Raw genomic sequence first — 24345 nt, 5'->3', positions numbered from 1 at the left:
AAGGCTGATTATGCGTCTGCGAAATCTACTCCCTACCCTTTTGACCAGTTTGTGTTTGCTTGCCCCTACGGTGTACGCTGATGCCACTGGATCCACTACTGCATGGGCGCAAGCTCAGCAACAGGCAAAAGGTCAAACGGTTTATTTCAACGCTTGGGGAGGTAGCACGCAGGTGAATAGCTATCTCGACTGGGCAACAGGTGAGCTGCAAACCCGCTACGGCATTACGCTAAAACAGGTCAAAGTGGCTGATATTGCCGAAACGGTCAACCGCATTCGCGCAGAGAAAGCCGCGGGTAATACCGCAAATGGCAGCGCTGATTTAGTGTGGGTCAACGGCGAAAATTTCAATGCTTTAAAACAGAATGGGTTGCTGTATGGCCCATTCGTACAGGCTTTACCCAACTGGCAGTGGGTGGATAAAAAACTACCGGTAACGCAGGATTTCACCGTACCAACCGACGGATTTGAAGCGCCTTGGGGCGTCGGGCAACTGGTCTTTATCCACGATGTAAAAGCCACACCGAATCCTCCTGCCGATCTTTCCGCATTGCTTAATTATGCGAAAGTTCATCCTGGGCGAATCACCTATCCACGCCCTCCTCAATTCCACGGTTCCAGTTTCTTGAAAACAGCGCTGATTGGATTAACGTCTGGCGTTGCACTAGACAAACCTGTCGATCCAGAAAAGTTTGCCCGTGATACGGCACCGCTGTGGGCATATCTTGACGCCCTGCATCCGTACCTGTGGCGACAAGGGAAAATCTTCCCCACCAGCGATGCACAGATGATCCAGATGTTTAACGATGATGAGCTTGATATGGCGATTACGTTTAACCCTGGTATTGCGCCAGCGGCCATTGCCGCCGGTAGCCTGCCGCCCAATGCACAAACTTACGCATTAAATCAGGGGGCACTCACCAACGTGCATTTCTTAGCGATCCCCTTCAACGCACGCGCTAAACCCGCTGCCAAGGTTGTGATTAATTTCCTGATGTCACCGGAGGCACAGGCGCGCAAGGCCGATAGCAAACAATGGGGAGATCCGAGCGTGTTAGACGTTGAGCGTTTACCACCGGCTCAGCGTGCGCTATTTACCGAGCAGAAACCGCTGTTTAGCGCCATCGCAGAACCTCATCCATCGTGGCAAGTGGCATTGGACGCTGAATGGCAAAAACGCTACGGACACTGAGGGAATGTTGTAAAAGACGCCAGCTATCGTTGAGGAAAACAACAATCTGCTGATTGTTTAGCTAAACAGTTGGTTTTGATAAAAATAAAGTTGACGCATCACGCTGTTTTCCCTACATTAGCGCCCATCGCAACGGCGACGTCGCGATAAACGGTGAGGTGTCTGAGTGGCTGAAGGAGCACGCCTGGAAAGTGTGTATACGCGAAAGCGTATCGAGGGTTCGAACCCCTCTCTCACCGCCATATTCTAACAAAAAGCCCTGAATGAAAATTCAGGGCTTTTTGCTTTTTGCTTTTTGTCATTCATGCGTTCGTACTGACGTACTGAATAGTTAAATGACGTTCAGCTTCACATCAATATTCCCGCGGGTGGCGTTGGAGTATGGGCATACCTGATGGGCTTTTTTCACTAGCTCTTCCGCCACGCTGCGTTCGATACCTGGCAAACTGATATCTAGCTGAACCTCAATCCCAAAGCCTCCTGGTATTTCGCCTATTCCCACAGTGCCTTCAATCTGTGCATCGGCGGGAACTTTGACCTTCTCTTTTGATGCCACAAATTTCAGCGCACCGAGAAAACAGGCCGAATATCCTGCGGCAAAGAGTTGCTCAGGATTGGTCACCGCCCCACCCGCGCCGCCCATTTCCTTTGGTACCCCCAACTTCACATCTAACACACCGTCAGATGAGGTAGCACGACCATCTCGGCCGCCGGTGGCTTTCGCTTTTGCACGATAGACAACTTTTTCAATCGACATAACGTTTTCCTTTTGGCTGATTAGAGAATTGTGATTATGAGAGAACTGACTTGAAAACTTTGTTTGATAACTTTCATCTGGTAACTGTAGTACATCTCGGCCAAGGATGATGTCAGAGCACTCTGATTGGCTATTCCCTCGCCAGACACGCGTTTTTGCTGAAATTATTCTTGACCCTGAGGGGGTGAATCCCTATAGTAGCGCCCCGTTGCAGTGCATAGCACGGCAACAAAACGGTGAGGTGTCTGAGTGGCTGAAGGAGCACGCCTGGAAAGTGTGTATACGCGAAAGCGTATCGAGGGTTCGAACCCCTCTCTCACCGCCATATTTTATAAAAAAGCCCCGAATGAAAATTCGGGGCTTTTTTATATCCAAAATTTAAGTTGGGGTATGATTATTCTCGGCCTCACACTATTGCGTCAGGCCGAGAATCGTTAGCCACCTACTTTCCGGCGTTCTTGGCTGCCAAAGAGCGCAATAGCACCCCCAGCGTAGTACCGTTATGCAGCAACGCACTGGCGGTTGGCGTTAACCAGCCCAGCGCCGCAGCCAGCATAATGGAACTGTTCACCCACTCCGTCAGACGAATATTGCTGTTGACCAGCTTCATCGCTTCCAAAGAGAGCTCACGCGCTGCCACAATACCGTGCAGGTGATCCTGCAACAGCACGGCGTCTGCTGCCTGCTGAGCCAGCTCCGTACTCTGGTTCATAGCTAAGCCCACGTTTGCCTGCGTCAGCACCGGAGCATCGTTGATACCGTCGCCGACGAACAAGACGCGGTGTCCCTGCTCTTGTAACTGACGAACAACCTCAACTTTACTTTCTGGCGTAGCCTGCGCATAGAAGCGATCAATGCCCAACTCCGCGGCTAATTGCTCCGCTTTCTCCGCTTTATCGCCAGTTAGCAACACAACGTTATTAATGCCATGCTCGCGCAGTTGGGAAATCACCTGAGCTGCCTCATCACGCACGTTGTCCTGTAGACCAATCATGCCCACAAGCTGATTATCTAAACCGATAAACAGAAGATGACGACCTTGTTGTTCAAGCTCGGCAATTTCATCCGCATATGGAGCAAAATCGATATCATAGTGACAACTGAGGAAGTGACGGCTACCAATCACCATTTGATGATCGTCCAACTCGCTCAACAGGCCATGGGCAATCACGTATTCCACTTCGCCGTGGTTAATGTGCGGCAGTTCGTGATGCTCTGCCGCGGCTACCACCGCTCGTGCCAATGGGTGATTGCTGTGCTCTTCAACCGAAGCAGCAATGGCCAGTAACCGCTCAGCCCACGTGCGCTCAGGATCGAAGCTCACCACATCGGTCACCAGCATATCGCCATGGGTGAGCGTACCGGTTTTGTCGAAGACGACGGTATCGACCGCGGCCAATTGCTCGATTGCACGGCCGCCTTTCAACAACAGGCCGTTGCGAGCCGCACGATACATGATCGACTTGAACGCGATTGGCGTACTGAGCTTTAACGCACACGAGTAATCGACTAAGAATACCGAAGCCAGACGTTGCCAGTCACGGGTCATCGCAAATACCGCAGCGCCCACGCCCATGGTGATCGCCACGCGGCGATCGGCCATTTCCTGCGTGACCTTCTGCGTCTCGCTGCGCTGGCTTAGCGAGTCGGTGATAAAGCGACGGATATTGGCCGTGGAAGAATCATCGCCCACGCGCTCCGCACGCACGGCGATATTGCCATCTTGCACCTGCGTACCGGCATAAATCCACGCACCGACTTCACGGCGAACGGGAACGCCCTCACCTGTCATCGACGCTTGGTTGATTAACCCGACGCCGCGAATCACAGTGCCATCGGCCGGAATATTATCACCCGGCCCCAATAGCATCACATCGCCGTTCACTAAGGCTTCTGATTGAATTTCAACGCTCTGCCCATCACGTTCAACCCAAACAGGATGCTCACGCGGCTGCATGAGGCTCGCCAGCAACGCGTCTGAATGTCGACTGGTTTCTTGCTCCATATATTCGCCGAGCGTCAGCAGCGATTGGGTCAGCATCGCGGTACGATAATCGCCGCGCGCCATCGACAATCCGAGTGCCAGAGCGTCTAAGACTTCAACTTTCAGCTTACGTTGGGCAAGCTGATGCGCCCCTTCGCTCAACGTCGATGACGTCAGCAATAAGGTTGGCAGCGCCGCCCATTTTTTGGGTAAGAGCTGAGAAAGCGCAAGCCCACCGATGTTAAGCAGGTTATCACCGCCACAGTATTCCGTTTCGTATTCGCCTTCGGTACGCTGCGCCCAATCAAGGCTGCGCAGCTTAGCTAACAGCTGTTCATCGCTGGTCGCCGCCACGTCATAGGTGATAACAGCCGAACGTGCCTCAGGCCGCAGGCGTGTCCCCGTCACACCGGGGAATGAAAGCAGCTGACGCTTCAACCATGCCGCACAATCTGGCATGGTGCGTAGCTGAGGAACGCGCACGCGTATACGCCCTGGCAGACGGTGTACAACAACAATCATGTCAGGAGAGATAGCTTTCACTCGGTGTCCTGTTCCTTACTGTGGTAATAATCTAGCTCAGCCTGTAAATCTGCCAGACGCTCTTTAAGCTCCTCAACTTCGCCTCGCACGGTTCCCCATGCTTTGCTCGCCGTGGTGGTGATGCCCTGCTGAACCTGACGATTCGTCAATAAATACGCAATGGCGGCACCTGCCACCATGCCAGTCAGCAAGTGAGTGCGCCCATTTGCCTGACGATAGTTCGTAGGCTGAGGAGCAACGGGCTGCGCAGGCATCTGCTGTGGATTAACGTAGCCTTGCCCATTGTTGTTGTAGTAGTAATACGGATAACCATAAGGATAGTTAGGCTGATTCATTGTCGTTTTCCTTATTCTTCATTGCGTCCATCAGATACAGTCCGGCTGCACCGGCACTGATCACGGTCAACATGGTTAGGAGCGGGCGGCCTGCCGTAGCGCTGGCAACCGCCATCACGGCACCGCTAACCAACCCGGCTTTGGTGGCATCGCTCACCACTTTTGCCGCCGTTTGATTCAGGCTTTTCTCACCGTTTTGATAGCTACGCCACTGTTCAATACAGGACGTCGTCGTTCCCACCAAGGCGCCAGCAATCAACGCGCGGCTAACGGAACTTAATTCATCACGATTGTTGCTCATCCAGGTTTCCTTCAGACTCTTGCCCTTCGACCATCGCAGCGGCAGCAGGCGCAGGCTGGCGATGACGTTCTACGGACTCAGTGAACCCTTCTTTACCCGCTTTCAGCGTGTCGCGGAAAATCGTGCTGCTGGTGGTTGCGGTTTCTTTAATCGTTTCTGCTCCGCTCATCACACCATCTTTCACTTTCGCACCACCGGTTTTCAGCAAATCGCCTGCGTTAGCGACGGTTTGCATCAACATGTTGCGTACGCTTTCATTGGTCAACAGCAGCGTGGCCGCCGCGCCGATCATCGCGCCTTTCCAGAATTCTTTATCGTCAGCGCCAATGGTGCTGATGATATTTTTCAGCAAACCCGCTTGTTCGCCCATCATGCCTTCAACCATACCCTGTGCCTGTGAGCTCCAGTCAAATCCCGGTGCGGCAGCGTGATGATGGTGATGTGGATGATGCGGATGTGGCATAGCCTGCTGAGGTGGCATCATTGGCTGCTGTTGCGGCATTGGGTAACCCATTGGCGGGAATCCCGGCATCATGTGCGGATACCAAACAGGCTGCTGTGGCCAGCCCATCGGCGGCTGTTGCGGCTGTGGGGGCATCTGCTGAGCAGGCTGTTGTTGCATTTCAGGCATTGGCGGGTAATACGGGTAGCCAAACGGTGGGTAATAAGGTGCACCCTGATTCATTGGGTTATTGTTGTCGTTACTCATAGTGTGATCCCTTATTTGCTTTCTGAATGTGAAAGAGTGGAGTAAATCTGCTCAAGAGCCTGATGAGCGAGGGCATCGTCATCGCCGAAAAGCTGATTGAGCGTGGCGGGTGAAATGTGCGCGGCGCTGTATTCCAGCACCAGACTTCCCGTGGCAGTGTTCAATGAATAGCTACGCAAATAGCCCTCTGGATGGCATATTTCTTCAAGTGCAGACAGTTTGTTCTTACTCAGACCTGAAATCAGGCGGTTGGTGAAGCGCAAACGGATGCGCCCTGGAATATGGTGAGCCACCTCAACAAAGCGACGTAGCGTCATGAGCCCGCTTAAATCTTCTAACTGCATGAAAAAATCCCGTTCGTCATTGGCGTTCAAGTGCAAAGCACTTTGGATGTCTAAGGCTAATCTATCGTATAAAGCTATAGGTATTCACACTAAAAATAAGGTTTTAGCGCTATGTTTGCGGTCCATCAATTAATGACCGAAAGTGAGAATTGATACGATCGGAAAGTGCGGAAAAAGTCGGCAAGGGATAGACAGAGTGATTTCATTAATATAAATTATTCTCATTACGGTTATCATGTATGAGGTCCACATGTCACCTTACCTGCACCAAACTCAAAATCGCATTCGTGTCCGTTCGGATTTTATTCAGCGCAATCCAAAGCAGATCAAAGAAGCGATCAAGAAACTGCAAGCGACAGACGGAATTGAAGAGATCACCCATCGCCTTTACGCAGGCTCGGTGGCGATTCGTTTTGACTCCAAGCAAGTAAAAGCAGCCACTCTGCTCGCTCAAATTGAGGGAATGGGTTGGTTGTCTGTGCAAAAAGACAAAGACTACATCGATAGCACCATCCGCCGTAGCGCCGTCTCTTTAGTTAAAGGTATCGCCATTCTGACCTTAAAGCGTACCGTGGGTGGCCCACTGGTGAGCGCCGTTACCGCCCTCGCCCGCTAATTTAGACTCTTTCTTAAACGCCGTTTCTGCCCGCAGAGACGGCGTTTTGCTATCTGGCGAATAAGATTTCTGATGAGCACCGCTGCTGGATTAACGTTGAACGTACTGAGTTATAACTAACCGGTCTAGCTCTGTGCGATACCAAACGTTATGCTGCCATTTTTAGATGAAGGAAAACACGCAATGAATACTGAAGACGAATTAGCCCTGCTTGCCGCAGAAGAAGCCAGCTTGCAGTTTTCCTCATTTAATACCGATACCGCATGGGAAATTGGCTCTGAGTTAAAAGCGGAAGCGGAGCGCCGCGGCGTTGCCGTCAGTATCGATATTCAGTTAGCTGGGCACACGCTGTTTCATTACGCGATGCGTGGCACATCGCCGGATAACGCCGAATGGATCCGCAGAAAACGCAATGTGGTCAATCGCTTTCACAAAAGCTCTTATGCCATCGGCCTACGCTTACAGCAACGCAACTCCACGTTAGAAGAACGCTACGGCTTAGGTTTAAATGACTATGCCGCGCACGGCGGCTGCTTTCCGCTCATCATTAAAGACACCGGATGTGTAGGCACCATCACTGTTTCTGGTGCTCCGCAACTCGACGATCACCAGATAGTAACAACCGTGATATCTCGTTTTCTCAAGTTAACCGCTCGTTAACCGTTATGCGGACTAAAAGCAGAGATTGACATCATCTCGCTTCGCCATTGCTGTCACGCAATATGCTATCAATATTGAGCAATGGCTTAGCAATAAACAACGGGAACTATCACAAAGAAATAACGTTATTCACCAGCGATACCACTACCGATACAACGACTTTCTGCAAATTAGCCGTTAATAACCCGTGTCTCAATTAGGGATTCGCATCGATATATTAACGCTTCATCTATAATATAAGCATGCGTCATTTAACTGAAAAATTGTACTCTGCTGTTCATCTCAAGAAGGCTTACATGCCAACACCCGTAAACGCTGGCTAATTATTCATCAGATAGGTTAATGCGGATGCGCTTAGTACAATTAACAAAAAAACCATGAAAACAAATAACTTAGCTGATGACGAATAGTTCACTCTCGAACTCCATTGCTTAAAATAATAGTAAAAGGCAATTGATAAACTCACAGTTAGGCCTAACAACACGTTATTAATAACGCTGTGTATAGACTTATCTAAAGGTTAATAGTCGATAATAGAAGCGTGGTAATAATCAACTAAAAATAGTTACGCTGGTAGATAAGTCATGTTTAAACGCGAAAAAATAACTTAACGAATGTCGAATTCATGCGAATTTATCTTCTAATAAGAATAAATATTATCATAAGAGTCAATATAGGATTTTTATTCCACTCTTAATTACTACTAATATAACTCATTCTTTCCCCCTCACTTTTTAGAGAGAGTGTACGCTATATTGGCGTCAAGTTTGATTAACTCTTTGAGCTTGATAAACCAGATTTTTTTCGACTTTGAGCGAGAGTTATAGACTTTAGTCAAGGCAACCTCTGCCAACTGGGTGTAAACTATCATCGATGGTGGTTGAATCAGTCGCTTAGTTCTAGGTCTGATGAAAACAGTGGTTAGAAATTGTGCCCTTCTTTGAGATTCTGTTTCATTCGTTATTTCCGGCTAAAAAGCGATTCGTCGCTTGAGTGATTTTTTTGTGTGAATCATAGGATTTATCGCAATGAAGCAAGCTTGGGGTGTACCAAAATTGTGCCCATTTTGTCACCAGCGGGAGTCCATTTGGCCAGATGCCAATGGTGTAGTCGTTGAACCTCTCTTAGGGAGCTAGGTCACTAGCTAACAATTCGTATAATGAAAACGCATAAAATTAACGGCGTGATGCCGTTTAGCGCGCTAATAGAAGCCTGCTGGCGTGAGCCTTACAACGCACAGCGCTTTGTTAAAGATATTATTGCCGGCATCACCGTCGGCATTATTGCTATTCCTTTGGCGATGGCCCTTGCCATCGGCAGCGGCGTACCGCCTCAGTACGGTTTATATACCTCAGCCGTTGCAGGTATCGTGATCGCGTTAAGCGGCGGTTCACGTTTTAGTGTTTCAGGCCCAACAGCGGCTTTCGTTGTGATTCTCTATCCGGTGTCACAGCAGTTTGGTCTATCCGGTCTGTTACTGGCGACGTTGATGTCTGGGGTGTTTTTGCTGCTGATGGGACTGGCTCGTTTTGGCCGCCTGATTGAATATATTCCCCTTTCCGTCACTCTCGGTTTTACCTCTGGTATTGCGATTACCATTGGAACCATGCAAATCAAGGATTTCTTCGGTTTACACCTCGAACACGTGCCCGAAAGCTATCTCATGAAGGTCGCTGCGCTAGCGCAGGCGCTGCCCACCATTAGCTGGGCCGACACGCTGATTGGCGCAACCACGCTGGCAGTATTAATTCTCTGGCCTCGCTTAGGCCTGCGTTTACCGGGGCATTTACCCGCACTGCTGGCCGGCACCGCCGTCATGGGGATTTTTGCGCTATTTGATACCCACGTAGCCACTATCGGCTCTCGCTTTAGCTACCTGCTAGCCGATGGCACTCAAGGCCAAGGCATACCGCCGATCCTGCCGCAGTTTGTGTTGCCGTGGAATCTGCCATCGGGAAATGGACAGCCCCTTGATTTAAGCTGGAACACGCTGACTGCGTTGATGCCGGCGGCCTTCTCTATGGCGATGTTGGGTGCCATAGAATCTCTGCTGTGCGCCGTGGTTCTCGACGGTATGACCGGGAAAAAGCACAACTCTAATGGAGAGCTTATCGGTCAAGGGTTAGGTAATATTGCGGCGCCTTTCTTTGGCGGTATCACCGCGACCGCGGCGATTGCGCGCTCAGCGGCTAACGTGCGTGCGGGAGCAACTTCACCAATATCAGCCGTTATTCACTCGTTGCTGGTGATCCTCGCCCTGCTGGTGCTCGCACCGTGGCTTTCCTTCCTGCCACTGGCCGCAATGGCTTCACTGCTGTTGATGGTGGCATGGAATATGAGCGAAGCGCATAAAGTGGTTTATCTGCTGCGTCGCGCCCCCAAAGACGACATCATCGTTATGTTGATGTGTATGTCATTGACGGTGCTATTCGACATGGTGATTGCTATCACCGTGGGGATTGTGCTGGCATCGCTGCTGTTTATGCGCCGTATTGCACGGATGACGCGCTTAAGCGTACTGAGTGAATCAGCCGAGACGTCAACGCTGATGCTACGCGTTAGCGGGCCGCTATTCTTCGCGGCTGCCGAGCGTATCTTTTCTGAGCTGTTGGTACAAAGTGAAGATTACGATACCATCGTCATGCAGTGGGACGCGGTTCCCGTGCTTGATGCAGGTGGGTTGAACGCATTCCAGCGCTTCGTTGAGGCGTTACCAGAAGGGAAACAGTTGATTATCACCGATATTCCTTTCCAACCGCTGAAAACCTTTGCTCGCGCTCGGATCGCGCCAATCTCAGGCAAACTCGCCTTCTTCTCTACCCTGCCAGATGCAGTTAAGCATTTGAACGAGAGCGCAGCTTCTTAGTACAGCGTTTGTTAGAGATAAAAAAAGGCACGCTACACGCGTGCCTTTTTTATACCCTAACTAAAATCTCAATAAGATTAGTTAGATGTATCTAGCTCTGGGAAGCTTTTCACCAGATCGTCAATCGCTTTCATCTGAACCAAGAATGGCTCAAGTTTATCAAGCGGCAGCGCAGATGGGCCATCGCAACGAGCATTGGCTGGATCTGGATGAGCTTCGATAAACAGGCCAGCCAAACCAATCGCCATACCTGAACGAGCCAGTTCGGTTACCTGCGCACGACGTCCGCCAGATGCCGCACCAAACGGGTCGCGGCACTGCAGGGAGTGTGTCACGTCGAAGATTACCGGGCTGCCTTTAGAGGCATTTTTCATCACGCCGAAGCCCAGCATATCAACAACCAAATTGTCATAGCCGAAGTTTGCACCGCGATCGCACAGAATGATTTTGTCGTTGCCGCCTTCTTCAAACTTATCAACGATGTTCCCCATCTGGCCTGGGCTCAGGAACTGTGGTTTTTTCACGTTGATCACCGCACCAGTTTTTGCCATCGCTTCAACCAGATCGGTTTGGCGCGCCAAAAATGCTGGCAATTGGATCACATCAACCACGTCGGCAACCGGCTGCGCCTGTTCTGGTGTATGAACGTCAGTGATAATTTTAACGCCGAAAGCCTGTTTGATATCTTGGAAGATGCGCATACCCTCTTCTAGACCTGGGCCACGATAAGAGTGAATGGAAGAACGGTTGGCTTTATCAAAAGAAGCTTTGAAGACGTAAGGGATACCCAGTTTTTGAGTAACGGTAACGTAGTGCTCACAGATACGCATCGCCAAATCACGCGATTCCAGCACGTTCATGCCACCGAAAAGAACGAACGGTAAATCGTTCGCGACTTTGATATCACCAATGCTGACAACTTTCTGTTTCATGCTTGCGCCTTAATGTTCAAGTAACCGTGTATACCTTGTGGCTCTGAAGTCGCGACTGCAACTGCGACAACAAAACGTCCGGCATAAGAATCAATAAATGGAGGCAAAAATAACGAATTTAAACCCCATCAGCGCAGTCGGCGCTCATGGGGGAAAATAAATCAGTGCAGAACAATATTTTTCTGCTCAATGGAGTGTATCTGAACCTTAATCACTTCGGATACAGGGTCTTCTGGACACTGTTCAACAAAGTAGCTGAGGTCAGAAACCGCAATATGATTACAATCCAACTGCGCATAAATCAAGCCGCGATCGCGAATCTCATAGGGATCTTCGGGGTCAAATTCCAGCAAGGCCTCGCAGGCGCGCAGCGCAGATTCAATCTGTTTTTCTTCCATCAACGCTGCTTTGAGAGTGCTCAACATTTTGCGCACCACCATGCTGTTTTCTGCTTCGTCGAAGTCGGTATCTTCAAGGCTGGCCATTAAGCCAAGATTGCCCTTCAACCAAACTTCTAACGTATGCTCGTTGAGCGTTTCACCGTTGAGCGGATTAACCAGCCACATTTCTTCATCGAGCCAATCGGCTCGCATAATCAGTTGAGTTGGGAAAATGACCGGCTGCAAAGGCAAATCAAGCTGGTGCGCGATATGCAGGAAAACAATGCCTAAAGAAACTGGCGTTCCCTGACGTGAGCTAAGCACCTTATCCAGCCAGAGCGCGTCAGAAAGACGATATACGCCGCCCACCCCGCCAAATCCCCACTCATTGAAGAACAGATCGATTAGCTGCTCAAGTTTCTGATCCTGATCTAATTCCGCATCGATATGCGCCAGCGCCTGCTCCGTCAGCTGCTGCAATGTTTCGCGCACTGTATCGGCAGGAAAATCACGACGTATAGCTTGCGAAACTAGAATAACCCCTTCGCTCAGAGGGAAGCGGTTAAACTCAAAATCAGCTATGGAACTCATACATACCCCATCAGCAACGGCATTTTCGTCATTGCCAGTTTAATAATTAAGTACAAACATACGAGTGCTGCCACGAAAGCAAAACATCTTACTTTTTGGCTACGTGGTCGTTTGCCTAAAGCAACATAGCCAAGCACAACGTAAATAATAACACCGACCAGTTTTTCCGTCAGCCAAGTCCCCTGCGGGGTAAATGGATAAAATCGAGTAATAAAGACCAAGGCGATACCGGTTACAAATAACAGGGTATCGTTCACATGTGGCGCAATCTTCACCCAACGGCGCTCTATCATAGCTGAATTACGGCATTTCCAGAAGAAACGCAGAATGAATAGCACAACGCTTATTGCCACCGTCAGCAAATGCAGATGTTTTATCCCAATATAAGCTTCCATACGTTATTTCCTCTTTCTGTAGTCAACGACATTGGGCACGATAAAGACGTGTGTTCCACTATTTGGCTATCCACTGGCCGAAAGAAATCCGGTCATTGTTACCATAATCTTTCTGCGTGGCGACCTGCACAAATCCGCGAGCCGTAAGCAGTTGGCGTACGGCTTCGCCCTGCTGCCAGCCATGTTCCATAATCAACCACCCTTCATGGATGAGGTGATCGGGCGCATATTCAACAATATGGCGTAAATCTGCCAGCCCCTGCTCAGGAGCCACTAACGCACTGGCAGGTTCAAAGCGAACATCGCCCTGCGATAGATGCGGATCGGCTGCATCGATGTAAGGGGGATTACTCGCAATGAGCGCAAACTTCTGCCCGGAGACTGGCTCAAACCAGCTTCCTGTGAAAAATGAAGCATTAGTGAGGTTTAGACGTGTTGCGTTACGCAATGCAAGTGCCGCGGCATCCGCCGAATAATCCACGCCGATAAACTGGCTATCCGGTCTTTCACTTGCGAGTGCCAAGGCAATAGCGCCCGTTCCGGTCCCTAAATCCAGCGCCCTACAGGCCGTTGCAGGCAACAGCGAGAGCGCTTTTTCCACCAAACATTCGGTATCTGGACGAGGGATCAGCGTCGCCGGTGACACTTCTAGCGGAAGCGACCAAAACTCGCGTTCTCCAACCAGATAAGCCACTGGTTCACCCCGTTCGCGGCGCGCCAGCAGATGCTCTAGCTGTCGCGCCTGCTCTGGTGAAAGCACGGTTTCGCCAAACGCTAAAATATAGCTACGTGTTTTGCCAGTGACAAAACCAAGCAGGATCTCGGCGTCACGCTTAGGGCTTTCACCGTTAGATAGCCTTTCAATCGCCTGTTTTAGCCACTGGTCAAATCGCATTAGTCTTGCTCAGAAAGTGATGCCAACTGATCGGCTTGGTATTCTTGAACGATAGGCTCGATCAACGAATCCAGCTTCCCTTCCATCACTTCATCCAGACGATAAATTGTCAGGTTGATACGGTGGTCGGTCACGCGGCCCTGCGGGAAGTTATATGTGCGGTTACGGTCAGAACGATCGCCGCTGCCTAACAGGTTACGACGCGTTGATGCTTCTTCCTGCTGACGCTTAGCCATTTCAGCCGCACGAATACGCGCCCCTAGCACCGACAACGCTTTTGCTTTGTTTTTATGCTGGGAACGTTCGTCCTGACATTCAACCACGATACCGGTTGGTAAGTGAGTAATACGAATCGCTGAGTCCGTGGTGTTAACGTGCTGTCCGCCCGCGCCCGATGAGCGGAAGGTATCAATACGCAAATCGCCTGGGTTGATATCCGGCAATTCAGCTTCTGGAATTTCAGGCATCACCGCAACGGTACAGGCAGAGGTATGGATTCGGCCTTGTGATTCCGTTGCCGGTACGCGCTGCACGCGATGACCGCCAGATTCAAACTTCAAGCGCCCATAGGCACCCTCGCCGATCACTTTGGCGATAACTTCTTTGAAGCCGCCGTGTTCGCCTTCGTTAGCACTCATCACTTCAACTTTCCAACGACGCGCCTCAGCATAACGGCTGTACATGCGGAACATATCGCCAGCAAACAATGCGGCTTCATCACCGCCGGTTCCTGCGCGAATCTCTAAATAGCAGCTGCGCTCATCATCTGGGTCTTTCGGCAACAGCAGAATTTGCAACTGTTGTTCTAAGTCAGCGATCTGATTTTTGGCTTCTGAAATTTCTTCCTGCGCCATTTCACGCATTTCAGGATCGTCTAGCATCAGCTCAGCCGTGGCGAGATCCTCCTGTACCTGTTGCCAGGTCTGGAAACAACGAGTGACGTCGGTCAGCTGCGCGTACTCACGTGACAGCGCGCGGAAACGGTCTTGGTCGGCAATCACTCCGGCATCTCCGAGGTGCGCCTGCACCTCTTCGTGACGCTCTTGTAATGCTTCTAGTTTGGCAACGATAGAAGGCTTCATGCGTGGCTATTTACCTGTATGTAATAAGAGGAACTAATTTTGGTCCAGCCCGAGACTGTCACGCAACACCTGTAATTTTTCGATGTCGCCGTTACTCGCGGCCTGCTGGAGGGATTTGGTTGGTGCGTGAATCAGTCGATTGGTTAGCCGATGCGCCAATTTATGGATGACGGTTTCAACATCGGCACCCTGTGCAATCGCGGCCAGCGCTTCTGCTTCCGCTTCGGCGCGCATTTGATCGGCCTGTGAACGATAATCTCGGATAGTTTCCACCGCACCTTGGGCTCGTAGCCAGGCCATAAAATTGGCACTTTCCTGCTGCACAATATGCTCAGCCTGAACGGCTGCGGCTTTGCGCTGCGCAAGATTGCTTTGAATGATCGAATGCAAATCATCGACGCTATATAAATAGGCGCTGGCTAATTTACCGACTTCCGGCTCAATATCACGGGGAACCGCGATATCAACGAACAGCATCGGCTGGTTACGGCGAGCTTTAAGCGCGCGTTCAACCATGCCTTTACCGATGATCGGCAACGGGCTTGCGGTGGAACTAATGATGATATCGGCCTGCGCCAAACGCCCATCAATTTCGGGTAACGTAATCACTTCCGCGTTAACCTCATCCGCTAGCGCCTGAGCGCGTTCGCGGGTGCGGTTAGCAATCATCATATGCCGCACTTTATGTTCACGCAGATGACGCGCCACCAGCTCGATGGTTTCACCCGCGCCAACCAGCAGCACATTGACTTCAGAAAGCGATTCAAAGATCTGGCGCGCCAGCGTACAGGCGGCAAAAGCCACTGAGACGGCGCTGGCGCCGATATCTGTTTCAGTACGTACACGCTTGGCGACCGAGAACGTTTTTTGGAACAGACGCTCAAGGTCAGCAGACATCGACTGCTCACGTTGAGATTCCGTATAGGCCTTTTTGACCTGCCCTAAAATTTGCGGCTCGCCCAATACCAAAGAGTCCAATCCACTGGCTACACGCATCAAATGGTTCACGGCATCGTTATCTTGATACCAATAGAGGCTCTTATTGACTTCGTCAGGGGAAAGTTTGTGGTAAGCGCACAGCCAATCAACGATCTGTTTATGCAGATCCTGCGGTGGCACATCTTCCGGTTGCTCCATGCTGAGGTACAGCTCGGTGCGGTTACACGTAGACAGCACAACGCCAGCCTGCACCAGTGGTTGCTGGCGTAAGCTTTCAATAGCATGGTTCAGTGTTTCAGGTGAAAACGTCACCCGCTCACGGAGTGCTACCGGTGCAGTTTTGTGATTGATTCCAAGTGCAAGCAGGCTCATGACAAATCGTCGAATAGTATCGCTTCAGATACCCTAAATAATTCGCGTTGCAGGCAGACGGCGAGAGAACGAATCCCGATAGGCTTACATCAAGTAAGTGATTCGGGTGATTGAACGCAGCCAACGCACATGCAGCTTGAAGTATGACGGGTATATTCGTTTATTTATGTGGGCATTCTACTTGATGCGCGAGATCAATAAAAGCCACACGAAATCGGGATGTATCTTATTGAATCAATTTCCCTGACTTTTACCCTTAATATTTGTTACACCACACGCAGAAAGCATTGACGCTGCTAGATAAGACCGCTAGCGTTAGCCGCAATGATCATTCTCCGCTCCACCCTCGAGAATCTGAACGGACAACCCGATGCAAAAACTAAAATTACTTAAATTACTGCCGCTTAGCTGTGTTTTATTGGCCGCCTGTAGCACCACGCAGCACAAAGGTCCTGCCGGTAGCCCTACCGCACCACAGTGGCGCGAACATGAGTCTCAGGTTCAGAAAATCGCTGAATATCAAACTCGCGGTGCTTTTGCCTATCTTTCCGATAAGCAAAAAGTATATGCCCGCTTCTTCTGGCAACAAACGGCACCCGAACGCTATCGACTGCTGCTGACTAATCCGCTAGGCAGCACTGAAATGGAATTAAACGTCATTCCGGGCGTGGTGCAATTGACAGACAATAAAGGCAAGCGCTATGTCAGCGATAACGCAGATGAAATGATCCAAAAACTGACCGGCATGCAAATTCCGCTACAGAGCCTGCGTCTATGGATGCTAGGCCTGCCGGGTGACGCAACAGAGTTCACCCTTGATAGCCAGTATCGTTTGCAAGACCTGACCTACAGTAAAGATGGACTCACGTGGAAAGTGAACTACCTAAAATATGATGCCGACAGCAAACCGTCTCTACCCGCTCAGCTAGAAATTACGCAGGGTGAACAGCGTATCAAGCTCAAAATGGATAATTGGACGCTGCAAAAATGATGTCGACCACCCGCGTTTGGCCTGCACCCGCCAAGCTAAACTTATTTTTATACATCACGGGCCGTCGTCCAGACGGCTACCATAATCTACAGACGCTGTTTCAGTTTTTGGATTATGGCGATCGACTCACCATCACGCCGCGTAATGACGGTCAGATCAATTTACTCACGCCCATCGACGGCGTGCCAAATGAACAAAACCTCATTATTCGGGCAGCAAAACTGCTGCGCGACAATTTGCCTGAGCGTTTCTCACACTGCGGGGCGGATATCGCGCTAGAAAAGATCATTCCGATGGGGGGAGGTCTTGGTGGCGGTTCGTCCGATGCAGCAACGGTGCTAGTAGCACTCAATACATTATGGCAAGCCAATCTCAGCGACAGCGAGCTGGCAAAGTTAGGTTTAACCCTCGGCGCGGATGTACCTATTTTTGTTAATGGCTTTGCATCTTTTGCAGAAGGTGTTGGTGAATTGTTACATCCCGCACATCCTGAAGAAAAATGGTACCTTGTTGCACACCCCGGTGTAAATATTCCTACCCCGGCGATCTTCGGCGATCCGGAGCTGAAAAGAGACACTCCTGTGCGGTCTTTGCAGGAACTTCTCCGTATTCCGTACGCAAATGATTGCGAACTTACCGCAAGAAAACGTTTCCGTGAGGTTGAACAGGTCATTTCATGGCTGTTACAATACGCGCCGTCGCGTCTGACTGGCACAGGTGCTTGTGTGTTTGCTGAATTTGACACCGAGTCTTCTGCCCGTCAGGTGCTTAGCAGAGCCCCCGAGTGGATCAAGGGTTTTGTTGCGCGTGGCGTTAATACCTCACCGTTACACCTTGTCCGCTCAGAGCTTATTGAGTCCGTAAAATGATTTTTACGTTTGATGCGCCCTGCTCGATACGCGTTTTAAGTATCAGCAACGCATCAATAGCGCGAACTATGAGCACAATTTAGCGCAAGTAGCCACGTTTCGACTCGGCCATTTGTCTTGTTTGGCAAATGAAGAGAACTTAGACATATTCAAAGTGATGTACATTCGCTGTTACTGCTTTGAATATTTGAGTTCTGAAACACCCGTAGGGTATTGCAGCACGCTATCACCACCCCCTGTTTAACGTGTCTGTACTGCCAACTTCTCTGGACGCAAGCCTGAGGTTCTTCTCGTGCCTGATATGAAGCTTTTTGCTGGTAACGCTACCCCGGAACTAGCACAACGTATTGCCAACCGTTTGTACACCAGCCTTGGTGACGCCGCTGTAGGTCGTTTTAGCGACGGCGAAGTGAGCGTACAAATCAACGAAAATGTACGCGGTGGTGATATTTTCATCATCCAGTCCACCTGTGCACCAACCAACGATAACCTAATGGAACTGGTTGTTATGGTTGACGCGCTGCGCCGCGCTTCTGCCGGCCGCATTACCGCAGTTATCCCTTACTTTGGCTATGCCCGTCAGGACCGCCGTGTGCGTTCTGCGCGTGTGCCAATCACGGCGAAAGTCGTGGCTGACTTCCTGTCAAGCGTAGGTGTTGACCGCGTTCTTACCGTGGACCTGCATGCTGAACAGATTCAAGGCTTCTTCGACGTGCCGGTAGACAACGTATTCGGTAGCCCGATCCTGCTGGAAGATATGCTGCAACAGAATCTGGAAAACCCAATTGTGGTTTCTCCAGATATCGGTGGTGTTGTTCGCGCCCGTGCTATTGCTAAACTGCTTAACGATACTGACATGGCTATCATCGACAAACGTCGCCCTCGCGCTAACGTTTCTCAGGTGATGCACATCATCGGTGACGTTGCAGGCCGTGACTGCGTGCTGGTTGATGACATGATCGACACCGGTGGTACGCTATGTAAAGCCGCTGAAGCACTGAAAGAACGTGGTGCTAAACGTGTATTTGCTTACGCAACCCACCCAATCTTCTCCGGCAACGCGATCGACAACATCAAAAACTCTGTGATTGATGAAATCATCGTCTGCGATACCATCCCTCTGTCTGACGAAATCAAGGCGCTGAAGAAAGTTCGCACCCTGACGCTGTCTGGCATGTTGGCTGAAGCTATCCGCCGTATCAGCAATGAAGAATCTATCTCTGCGATGTTCGAACACTAAGTTCTCGTTCAACATGCAGCAAAACGGCGGAGAAATCCGCCGTTTTTTGTTTGTACTGGGTAGGACGCAGACAAAAAAACGCCGCGTTGCGAAAGCAGTGCGGCGTTTTATTTTATTAGGCTAATATTCATTGAATGTTATTCACTAACAACTTCTTAAACACAATCTTATTACTCAAAATAACCGTTTGTGAAAGGTTAAGAATGACGAGTATTACGATTACAGCGTTTATCAAAGTGGCGAACCCACCAGTAACGGTCGGCAACACGTTCATGACCACCGATACGCGCACCGGCCAACCATAACAGCGCCCCAACGAAGATACTCATAACAGCGCCGTGTGACAAAAACTGAGGTAAATTGAGCTGAGGCAGCTGGGCAAGAACGGAGTAACCTACGCCGCCAACCATGGTGATCAGGCCTAATCCCATAAAAACGTTACCGAGCCTCATGGCAGTTTTACGTTTCATAAATCACCTCCTCAAGTTAAAACACTTAATGTGTTACGCCTTCCGGCGTTCAATCTTTCCTTATGCTTAAAGTATAGACTCATATGGCGTATGGTTATTGCGCCATACATCACAATTTGTGCTTTTTCGCTTATCTTTCTTTACGTTAATTTTACATTACCCTTAACACTACTGATTCTATAGTGTGCTTATGATTTATCCAATTCATGACTATTTTTTAACTTAACGCCTTCCTTTGAGCCAAGCTTTTGCATTCCCGCCGCATAGGGGTAAAATGCGCGGCTGAATTTCTTCTCTGATACGTGGAACAAAACGTGACTATCAAACTAATTGTCGGCCTTGCCAATCCCGGAGCGGAATACGCACAAACACGTCATAACGCAGGGGCATGGTTTGTCGATGCGCTGGCTGAACGCAACGGCCAGTCACTGAAGGAAGAAAGCAAATTTTACGGCTATACCGCGCGCCTAAATCTCGCAGGCAACGACGTGCGTTTATTGGTACCAACCACGTTTATGAACTTAAGCGGTAAGGCCGTTGCCGCCCTAGCCACCTTTTACCGTATTCAACCTGATGAAATTCTGGTTGCACACGACGAACTCGACCTACCACCGGGCGTTGCCAAATTAAAGTTAGGCGGCGGAAACGGTGGTCATAACGGCCTAAAAGATATTCAGAGCAAGCTGGGTAATAACCCAAACTTTTACCGTCTACGCATCGGTATTGGCCATCCAGGCGATAAAAGCAAGGTTGTCGGCTTTGTGCTTGGTAAGCCGCTAGCCAGCGAACAACCGCTGATTGACGACGCTATTGATGAAGCGCTGCGCTGTACCGAAGTGCTACTGAAAGAAGGCATCGATCGCGCAATGGCGCGTATGAACGGGTTCAAATCTACGCCACGCTGATGATATACGCGCGCCCTTTCCCGATGGATGATTCGAGAAAAAGATACTTTGCGTGTATAATTGGCGAATAATTTCCAATTTCTTCAACATGCTAAATTTTAGTTGTTGATATTCAATAAGTTAAGGTGATAACACATGGGATTCAAATGCGGTATTGTGGGCCTGCCAAACGTTGGTAAATCCACTCTGTTCAATGCGCTGACCAAAGCGGGTATCGAAGCAGCGAACTTCCCGTTCTGTACCATTGAACCGAACACCGGCGTCGTTCCTATGCCTGATCCGCGTCTGGACAAACTAGCTGAGATCGTAAAACCACAGCGCATCCTGCCAACCACCATGGAATTCGTTGATATCGCAGGTTTGGTAAAAGGCGCCTCTAAGGGTGAAGGCCTGGGCAACCAGTTCCTGACCAACATCCGTGAAACCGAAGCGATCGGCCACGTTGTTCGTTGTTTCGAAAACGACAACATCATTCACGTGAACAACAAAGTTGATCCTGCTGACGATATCGACGTTATCAACACTGAATTGGCGCTGTCTGACTTAGACACCTGCGAACGTGCGATGCATCGTGTGCAGAAGAAAGCCAAAGGCGGCGATAAAGACGCAAAAGCTGAACTGGCTGCGCTGGAAAAATGTCTGCCACAGCTGGAAAACGCAGGCATGCTGCGCGCGCTGGATTTAACCGATGAAGACAAGGCGGCTATCCGCTACCTGAGCTTCCTGACGCTGAAACCAACCATGTACATTGCTAACGTGAACGAAGACGGTTTTGAAAACAATCCGTATTTAGACACCGTGCGTGAAATCGCGGCGAAAGAAGGTTCTGTGGTAGTTGCCGTGTGTGCCGCAGTTGAATCTGATATCGCCGAACTGGACGATGCCGACCGTGACGAATTCATGGCTGAACTTGGTCTGGAAGAGCCGGGTCTGAACCGCGTTATTCGCGCAGGTTACGAGCTGCTGAATCTGCAAACCTACTTCACCGCTGGCGTGAAGGAAGTTCGTGCATGGACCATTCCTGTTGGTGCTACCGCACCACAGGCTGCTGGTAAAATCCACACCGACTTCGAAAAAGGCTTTATCCGCGCTCAAACCATCGCGTTCGACGACTTCATCACCTACAAGGGTGAACAAGGCGCGAAAGAAGCCGGAAAAATGCGTTCAGAAGGTAAAGACTACATCGTTAAAGATGGCGACGTAATGAACTTCTTGTTTAACGTCTAAAAGTCCCCTTCTTGCTGACTCATAAAAAATCCACGCATCAGCGTGGATTTTTTTATTTCATAGAGTCTCTGATATTATTGTGACAGCACAGTTAAAGTTAAGAGCATCACTGAGAGCACATTGACCTGAATACTATGCAGATAGCGTTTATCGGCTTTTCAAAATGATCCTCTGGTTAAATTGATTAAGATTTTCAAATTTGATAAAACAGCCACCCGAATGATTGTTAATGTAAAAGTCATTGAACAATTACAGGCATATTTATTTCAAGAGATGCAAACAATAGTTTAAAATCAATTATAGAATTGAATAATTTAATTGGCTTATTAAGCCCAGCCTATTACCTTACCTAATTTAAACATTCGATAGTGCTTATAACTTGAATAAGGTTAACTCTATATTATCGTCCCTAAACATCTGCAATCTCATATCCAAGTGGAGATGTTTCACGAATAAATATCTCTACCGCACTTGAGTCTGGGGAGGCAGTTAATGCCCCTTTTTGCGTAGTAGCTAAAGCACCACATGCGCTGGCTTGAGCCATGACTCGATACAGGTTTGGCAGATTAACGGGCAAATTATTTTTCGCAATACCCGCCAGGAGGCCAGCCATAAATGCATCTCCAGCACCGGTAGTATCTACACTATTAACAGCATAACCATTAAAATGGATCACTTGGTTTTGCCATAACACCATCGAACCCTGCTCGCCATATGTCACGACCTTCAGCTTGGATGGAATTGAATGAAGCACATCAATTGCTTTAGCGAAATCATGCGTTCCGGCTAGCCAATACCACTCTTCTTCCGATAGTTTTAAAATATCAGCCTGAGATGCAAACTGATGAATAATCGTAAACATTTGCTCGCGATCACACCACATTTGCTCTCGTAAGTTGACATCAAAACTCAAAAGCCCGCCTTGGTCTTTAACTTTAGTAATTGCAGAGGCCAATGTGTTGCGACATTCCTTTGAAACCAAAGCTAATGAGCAAAAATGGAGGATATCCTGCTCAAAATGCGGCAGAGAATCTAAAGTCAAAAACTGATCTGCCGAAGGGTTAACTAAGAAGGTAAACTCGCGTTCTCCATTTGCAGCCAGAGAAACCAGAACTGTACTGGTTCTAAATCTATCATCGAACTGCATATGATGGGTATTAATGCCGTATTTATCTAAACTTTCTTTGAGAAAATAGCCAAATGTATCCTTACCCACCCGACCAATAAATCCACTTTGACAACCTAGCTTCGCTGTTCCTACAGCCACATTGAATGGCGCTCCCCCTGCACAAGCCTGGTATTGCATATTTGATAAAGGTAGCAGGTCAACAACCGCATCACCCAGTGTCCAGATATTCATGATAACTCCTCGAAATAAACGATACTTTAAAACAAGTATTTAAAACGTAGACGAGCCCCGTAGCGCGGCTGATTACTCGAATCTTCTTCTGCAGATGAATTCAACCATGAAGCGTATGCACCAAGATAAATATTAAAATTTGGCATATTCATAATATCCGGCACCTTCCACGAAGAATGTATGGTATGGATGTCGTATTTTCCAGGTGCCAATATGGCGCAATCATTACCGCATTCACCATTAACACCGGCAGCGTTAAAGTTTGATATTTTGTTATGCGCATATATATACCCAAGCTCTACACGGTGCCAGAGTGCATTTATACCAGCACTGAAATCTTGCTCATCCTTAGCATCCATCATCGCGGTATTTAAGTTAACTATCATTCCGTCTTGAGGATCAGTTCTCAAGGAGTTCCATGTCATAGTCAAACCATAGCCAGTTCTTTCAGATGTATCGTGCCAACGCCCCTGACTATCAGTGTACCCATACGCATTATTAACCGTATTAGTTTCCATTGCTGCAGCCAATGAATAATTGCTCGAGCGCCAAGAAACTACGGGACGAAAATACACAACATTCTTTTTATTATCTAATTTTTCTCCGTGATAGCGTTGATCTACGAAAAGTGAGCTGCCATCTTCGACTAATGTGTTTAGTTCTAAGTACCAATTATCAATCGTTTTACTTACTAGTAGATTTCCACCGCTGTTGCTACGCCCTCGCGCTTCTTTCATCATGTAGATGTAACCATAGCCATCACTGTATAGGTCATTGGCCGTATTTCCTGAATATTCAACAAACGTATCTTGATTGAGTGGGAACATATCATAGGCTTCAAAGCGCCCTACTTTCATTAACCAATCATTTTCCTTGCCAAAATAGAATGCAGCATCATCAAGATTCATTTTTCCATTCATATCGGCAAGTGGCTGAACCGTAAATCCAGCGTACTTCCCATTACTTGAATGCTGAACGCCATCTACGCCGAGTAATATACGGCCATTAACATCCCAACGTTCTCTTTCACTGGGAGCTAATTTCTTATTCGCATTTGTTTTTAGGGATGTTAAGCTACCTGTTCGGCTAGCACTATCTAGATTAAACTCAACATCTCCATAAAATTTCAACTTGGATTTTTGATTAAAAATAAATTCTGATGTGTTTTTATTGTTAGTAATATCTGTATTGATTTTATTATTCTCAGCGGGCTTATTCTTTAATGTTTTAATTTCCGCCTCTGCTACGCCTGCTCTTTTTTCTGCTGCAATCAATCTTTCCTCTAATTGAGAAATACGCTGCTCTAAGGTCAAATGGGATTGGGCATAAAGAGTGCTAGAAAATGCGCCGATACATAACAACAATCCGTTCTTCACGATCATAGAATGTG

The 24345-nt window shown here is 48.9% G+C and carries 24 protein-coding genes and 2 tRNA genes; 11 read left to right on the top strand and 15 right to left on the bottom strand.

The genetic code is table 11. The features are described 5' to 3' along the window. Positions 1 to 10: 10 nt before the first annotated feature. Together CPY98_RS08905 and CPY98_RS08900 are read left to right on the top strand one after the other, a co-directional pair. Entirely contained in the window at positions 11 to 1192 is a 1182-nt protein-coding gene (locus tag CPY98_RS08905; protein ID WP_096387410.1) for an ABC transporter substrate-binding protein, read from the top strand. Between the two features lie 152 nt (positions 1193 to 1344). After that, positions 1345 to 1434, top strand: a tRNA-Ser gene (locus CPY98_RS08900). Positions 1435 to 1523: 89 nt separating this feature from the next. On the opposite strand, the gene CPY98_RS08895 is transcribed toward CPY98_RS08900, so the two are convergent. Next, entirely contained in the window at positions 1524 to 1949 is a 426-nt protein-coding gene (locus CPY98_RS08895; RefSeq protein ID WP_040045131.1) for an organic hydroperoxide resistance protein, read from the bottom strand. Between the two features lie 235 nt (positions 1950 to 2184). Between CPY98_RS08895 and CPY98_RS08890 the strand changes: the two genes are divergently transcribed. Continuing rightward, positions 2185 to 2274, top strand: a tRNA-Ser gene (locus tag CPY98_RS08890). A gap of 117 nt (positions 2275 to 2391) precedes the next feature. On the opposite strand, the gene CPY98_RS08885 is transcribed toward CPY98_RS08890, so the two are convergent. Genes CPY98_RS08885 through CPY98_RS08865 form a run of 5 tightly spaced genes read right to left on the bottom strand, consistent with a single transcriptional unit; the run spans position 2392 to position 6165 of the window. After that, positions 2392 to 4476 carry a heavy metal translocating P-type ATPase gene (locus CPY98_RS08885; RefSeq protein WP_227660094.1) on the bottom strand — a complete coding sequence of 695 codons (2085 nt, stop codon included), beginning with the start codon at positions 4474 to 4476 and terminating at the stop codon, positions 2392 to 2394. After that, complete coding sequence (locus tag CPY98_RS08880) at positions 4473 to 4811, bottom strand: YtxH domain-containing protein (RefSeq protein WP_025801869.1); 339 nt, start codon at positions 4809 to 4811, stop codon at positions 4473 to 4475. Before CPY98_RS08880 ends, CPY98_RS08885 begins: the two co-directional genes overlap by 4 nt. Further along, positions 4798 to 5112 (bottom strand): hypothetical protein, encoded by a 315-nt coding sequence (locus CPY98_RS08875; RefSeq protein WP_004090330.1) that lies wholly within the window; start codon positions 5110 to 5112, stop codon positions 4798 to 4800. Before CPY98_RS08875 ends, CPY98_RS08880 begins: the two co-directional genes overlap by 14 nt. Then, the gene (locus tag CPY98_RS08870; protein ID WP_025801865.1) at positions 5096 to 5821 is read right to left on the bottom strand and encodes a YtxH domain-containing protein; all 726 of its coding nucleotides are present in this window, start codon (positions 5819 to 5821) and stop codon (positions 5096 to 5098) included. The genes CPY98_RS08875 and CPY98_RS08870 overlap by 17 nt, the downstream gene beginning before the upstream one ends. A gap of 11 nt (positions 5822 to 5832) precedes the next feature. Then, positions 5833 to 6165 carry an HMA2 domain-containing protein gene (locus tag CPY98_RS08865; RefSeq protein ID WP_025801863.1) on the bottom strand — a complete coding sequence of 111 codons (333 nt, stop codon included), beginning with the start codon at positions 6163 to 6165 and terminating at the stop codon, positions 5833 to 5835. 250 nt (positions 6166 to 6415) lie between these two features. Between CPY98_RS08865 and CPY98_RS08860 the strand changes: the two genes are divergently transcribed. The 3 genes from CPY98_RS08860 to dauA all read left to right on the top strand — a co-directional run bounded on the left by CPY98_RS08860 (position 6416) and on the right by dauA (position 10307). After that, the gene (locus tag CPY98_RS08860) at positions 6416 to 6781 is read left to right on the top strand and encodes an HMA2 domain-containing protein (RefSeq protein WP_096387407.1); all 366 of its coding nucleotides are present in this window, start codon (positions 6416 to 6418) and stop codon (positions 6779 to 6781) included. 183 nt (positions 6782 to 6964) lie between these two features. Continuing rightward, complete coding sequence (locus CPY98_RS08855) at positions 6965 to 7441, top strand: heme-degrading domain-containing protein (protein WP_025801859.1); 477 nt, start codon at positions 6965 to 6967, stop codon at positions 7439 to 7441. A gap of 1159 nt (positions 7442 to 8600) precedes the next feature. After that, positions 8601 to 10307 carry a C4-dicarboxylic acid transporter DauA gene (gene dauA, locus CPY98_RS08850; RefSeq protein ID WP_043492965.1) on the top strand — a complete coding sequence of 569 codons (1707 nt, stop codon included), beginning with the start codon at positions 8601 to 8603 and terminating at the stop codon, positions 10305 to 10307. A gap of 77 nt (positions 10308 to 10384) precedes the next feature. On the opposite strand, the gene kdsA is transcribed toward dauA, so the two are convergent. The 6 genes from kdsA to hemA form a co-directional block, all read right to left on the bottom strand. After that, positions 10385 to 11239, bottom strand: coding sequence for a 3-deoxy-8-phosphooctulonate synthase (gene kdsA, locus CPY98_RS08845; RefSeq protein ID WP_004090343.1), 855 nt, complete (start codon positions 11237 to 11239; stop codon positions 10385 to 10387). A gap of 161 nt (positions 11240 to 11400) precedes the next feature. Continuing rightward, complete coding sequence (gene sirB1, locus CPY98_RS08840; protein ID WP_025801854.1) at positions 11401 to 12210, bottom strand: invasion regulator SirB1; 810 nt, start codon at positions 12208 to 12210, stop codon at positions 11401 to 11403. Then, positions 12207 to 12605, bottom strand: a complete 399-nt coding sequence (locus CPY98_RS08835; RefSeq protein ID WP_043492964.1) for a SirB2 family protein — start codon at positions 12603 to 12605, stop codon at positions 12207 to 12209. Before CPY98_RS08835 ends, sirB1 begins: the two co-directional genes overlap by 4 nt. A gap of 58 nt (positions 12606 to 12663) precedes the next feature. Then, a complete protein-coding gene (gene prmC / locus CPY98_RS08830) occupies positions 12664 to 13500 on the bottom strand; it encodes a peptide chain release factor N(5)-glutamine methyltransferase (RefSeq protein ID WP_096387404.1) in 837 nt (278 codons plus the stop codon). After that, on the bottom strand, positions 13500 to 14582 hold the full coding sequence (gene prfA / locus CPY98_RS08825) for a peptide chain release factor 1 (RefSeq protein WP_025801849.1): 1083 nt from the start codon (positions 14580 to 14582) through the stop codon (positions 13500 to 13502). The genes prmC and prfA overlap by 1 nt, the downstream gene beginning before the upstream one ends. Before the next feature lie 33 nt (positions 14583 to 14615). Then, entirely contained in the window at positions 14616 to 15893 is a 1278-nt protein-coding gene (gene hemA, locus CPY98_RS08820) for a glutamyl-tRNA reductase (RefSeq protein ID WP_096387401.1), read from the bottom strand. 370 nt (positions 15894 to 16263) lie between these two features. On the opposite strand from hemA, the gene lolB reads away from it, so the two are divergent. From lolB to prs, 3 genes are all read left to right on the top strand, one after another. After that, on the top strand, positions 16264 to 16884 hold the full coding sequence (lolB, locus tag CPY98_RS08815) for a lipoprotein insertase outer membrane protein LolB (protein WP_040045140.1): 621 nt from the start codon (positions 16264 to 16266) through the stop codon (positions 16882 to 16884). Further along, positions 16881 to 17753 carry a 4-(cytidine 5'-diphospho)-2-C-methyl-D-erythritol kinase gene (ispE, locus tag CPY98_RS08810; protein ID WP_043492961.1) on the top strand — a complete coding sequence of 291 codons (873 nt, stop codon included), beginning with the start codon at positions 16881 to 16883 and terminating at the stop codon, positions 17751 to 17753. Before lolB ends, ispE begins: the two co-directional genes overlap by 4 nt. Positions 17754 to 18045: 292 nt before the next feature. After that, entirely contained in the window at positions 18046 to 18993 is a 948-nt protein-coding gene (gene prs / locus CPY98_RS08805) for a ribose-phosphate diphosphokinase (protein ID WP_008813270.1), read from the top strand. Between the two features lie 197 nt (positions 18994 to 19190). On the opposite strand, the gene ychH is transcribed toward prs, so the two are convergent. Further along, positions 19191 to 19463, bottom strand: a complete 273-nt coding sequence (ychH, locus tag CPY98_RS08800; protein ID WP_025801841.1) for a stress-induced protein YchH — start codon at positions 19461 to 19463, stop codon at positions 19191 to 19193. 314 nt (positions 19464 to 19777) lie between these two features. Here ychH and pth point away from each other — a divergent pair, with 314 nt between their 5' ends. Both pth and ychF read left to right on the top strand, forming a co-directional pair. Next, entirely contained in the window at positions 19778 to 20368 is a 591-nt protein-coding gene (gene pth / locus CPY98_RS08795; RefSeq protein ID WP_025801839.1) for an aminoacyl-tRNA hydrolase, read from the top strand. 135 nt (positions 20369 to 20503) lie between these two features. Further along, a complete protein-coding gene (gene ychF / locus CPY98_RS08790; RefSeq protein ID WP_043492959.1) occupies positions 20504 to 21595 on the top strand; it encodes a redox-regulated ATPase YchF in 1092 nt (363 codons plus the stop codon). A 409-nt stretch (positions 21596 to 22004) separates the two neighbouring features. Here ychF and CPY98_RS08785 read toward each other — a convergent pair whose 3' ends face one another. Then, positions 22005 to 22955 carry an aminoimidazole riboside kinase gene (locus CPY98_RS08785; RefSeq protein WP_096387398.1) on the bottom strand — a complete coding sequence of 317 codons (951 nt, stop codon included), beginning with the start codon at positions 22953 to 22955 and terminating at the stop codon, positions 22005 to 22007. 26 nt (positions 22956 to 22981) lie between these two features. Then, complete coding sequence (locus CPY98_RS08780; RefSeq protein WP_096387395.1) at positions 22982 to 24337, bottom strand: carbohydrate porin; 1356 nt, start codon at positions 24335 to 24337, stop codon at positions 22982 to 22984. Between the last annotated feature and the right edge of the window lie 8 nt (positions 24338 to 24345).

Origin of the sequence: Hafnia sp. CBA7124 (assembly GCF_002355555.1) — a bacterium.
Classification (GTDB): Bacteria; Pseudomonadota; Gammaproteobacteria; order Enterobacterales; family Enterobacteriaceae; genus Hafnia; species Hafnia alvei.
The sequence above is the reverse complement of the archived record's forward strand: the minus strand, read 5'-3'. Positions and strand labels throughout refer to the sequence as shown.

Excerpts from the sequence above, each read along its gene's own strand:
- CPY98_RS08905 (WP_096387410.1), top strand. The coding sequence starts at position 11 with ATGCGTCTGCGAAATCTACTCCCTACCCTTTTGACCAGTTTGTGTTTG.
- CPY98_RS08895 (WP_040045131.1), bottom strand. The coding sequence starts at position 1,949 with ATGTCGATTGAAAAAGTTGTCTATCGTGCAAAAGCGAAAGCCACCGGC.
- CPY98_RS08880 (WP_025801869.1), bottom strand. The coding sequence starts at position 4,811 with ATGAATCAGCCTAACTATCCTTATGGTTATCCGTATTACTACTACAAC.
- CPY98_RS08875 (WP_004090330.1), bottom strand. The coding sequence starts at position 5,112 with ATGAGCAACAATCGTGATGAATTAAGTTCCGTTAGCCGCGCGTTGATT.
- CPY98_RS08870 (WP_025801865.1), bottom strand. The coding sequence starts at position 5,821 with ATGAGTAACGACAACAATAACCCAATGAATCAGGGTGCACCTTATTAC.
- CPY98_RS08865 (WP_025801863.1), bottom strand. The coding sequence starts at position 6,165 with ATGCAGTTAGAAGATTTAAGCGGGCTCATGACGCTACGTCGCTTTGTT.
- CPY98_RS08860 (WP_096387407.1), top strand. The coding sequence starts at position 6,416 with ATGTCACCTTACCTGCACCAAACTCAAAATCGCATTCGTGTCCGTTCG.
- CPY98_RS08855 (WP_025801859.1), top strand. The coding sequence starts at position 6,965 with ATGAATACTGAAGACGAATTAGCCCTGCTTGCCGCAGAAGAAGCCAGC.
- dauA (WP_043492965.1), top strand. The coding sequence starts at position 8,601 with ATGAAAACGCATAAAATTAACGGCGTGATGCCGTTTAGCGCGCTAATA.
- kdsA (WP_004090343.1), bottom strand. The coding sequence starts at position 11,239 with ATGAAACAGAAAGTTGTCAGCATTGGTGATATCAAAGTCGCGAACGAT.
- sirB1 (WP_025801854.1), bottom strand. The coding sequence starts at position 12,210 with ATGAGTTCCATAGCTGATTTTGAGTTTAACCGCTTCCCTCTGAGCGAA.
- CPY98_RS08835 (WP_043492964.1), bottom strand. The coding sequence starts at position 12,605 with ATGGAAGCTTATATTGGGATAAAACATCTGCATTTGCTGACGGTGGCA.
- prmC (WP_096387404.1), bottom strand. The coding sequence starts at position 13,500 with ATGCGATTTGACCAGTGGCTAAAACAGGCGATTGAAAGGCTATCTAAC.
- prfA (WP_025801849.1), bottom strand. The coding sequence starts at position 14,582 with ATGAAGCCTTCTATCGTTGCCAAACTAGAAGCATTACAAGAGCGTCAC.
- hemA (WP_096387401.1), bottom strand. The coding sequence starts at position 15,893 with ATGAGCCTGCTTGCACTTGGAATCAATCACAAAACTGCACCGGTAGCA.
- lolB (WP_040045140.1), top strand. The coding sequence starts at position 16,264 with ATGCAAAAACTAAAATTACTTAAATTACTGCCGCTTAGCTGTGTTTTA.
- ispE (WP_043492961.1), top strand. The coding sequence starts at position 16,881 with ATGATGTCGACCACCCGCGTTTGGCCTGCACCCGCCAAGCTAAACTTA.
- ychH (WP_025801841.1), bottom strand. The coding sequence starts at position 19,463 with ATGAAACGTAAAACTGCCATGAGGCTCGGTAACGTTTTTATGGGATTA.
- ychF (WP_043492959.1), top strand. The coding sequence starts at position 20,504 with ATGGGATTCAAATGCGGTATTGTGGGCCTGCCAAACGTTGGTAAATCC.
- CPY98_RS08785 (WP_096387398.1), bottom strand. The coding sequence starts at position 22,955 with ATGAATATCTGGACACTGGGTGATGCGGTTGTTGACCTGCTACCTTTA.
- CPY98_RS08780 (WP_096387395.1), bottom strand. The coding sequence starts at position 24,337 with ATGATCGTGAAGAACGGATTGTTGTTATGTATCGGCGCATTTTCTAGC.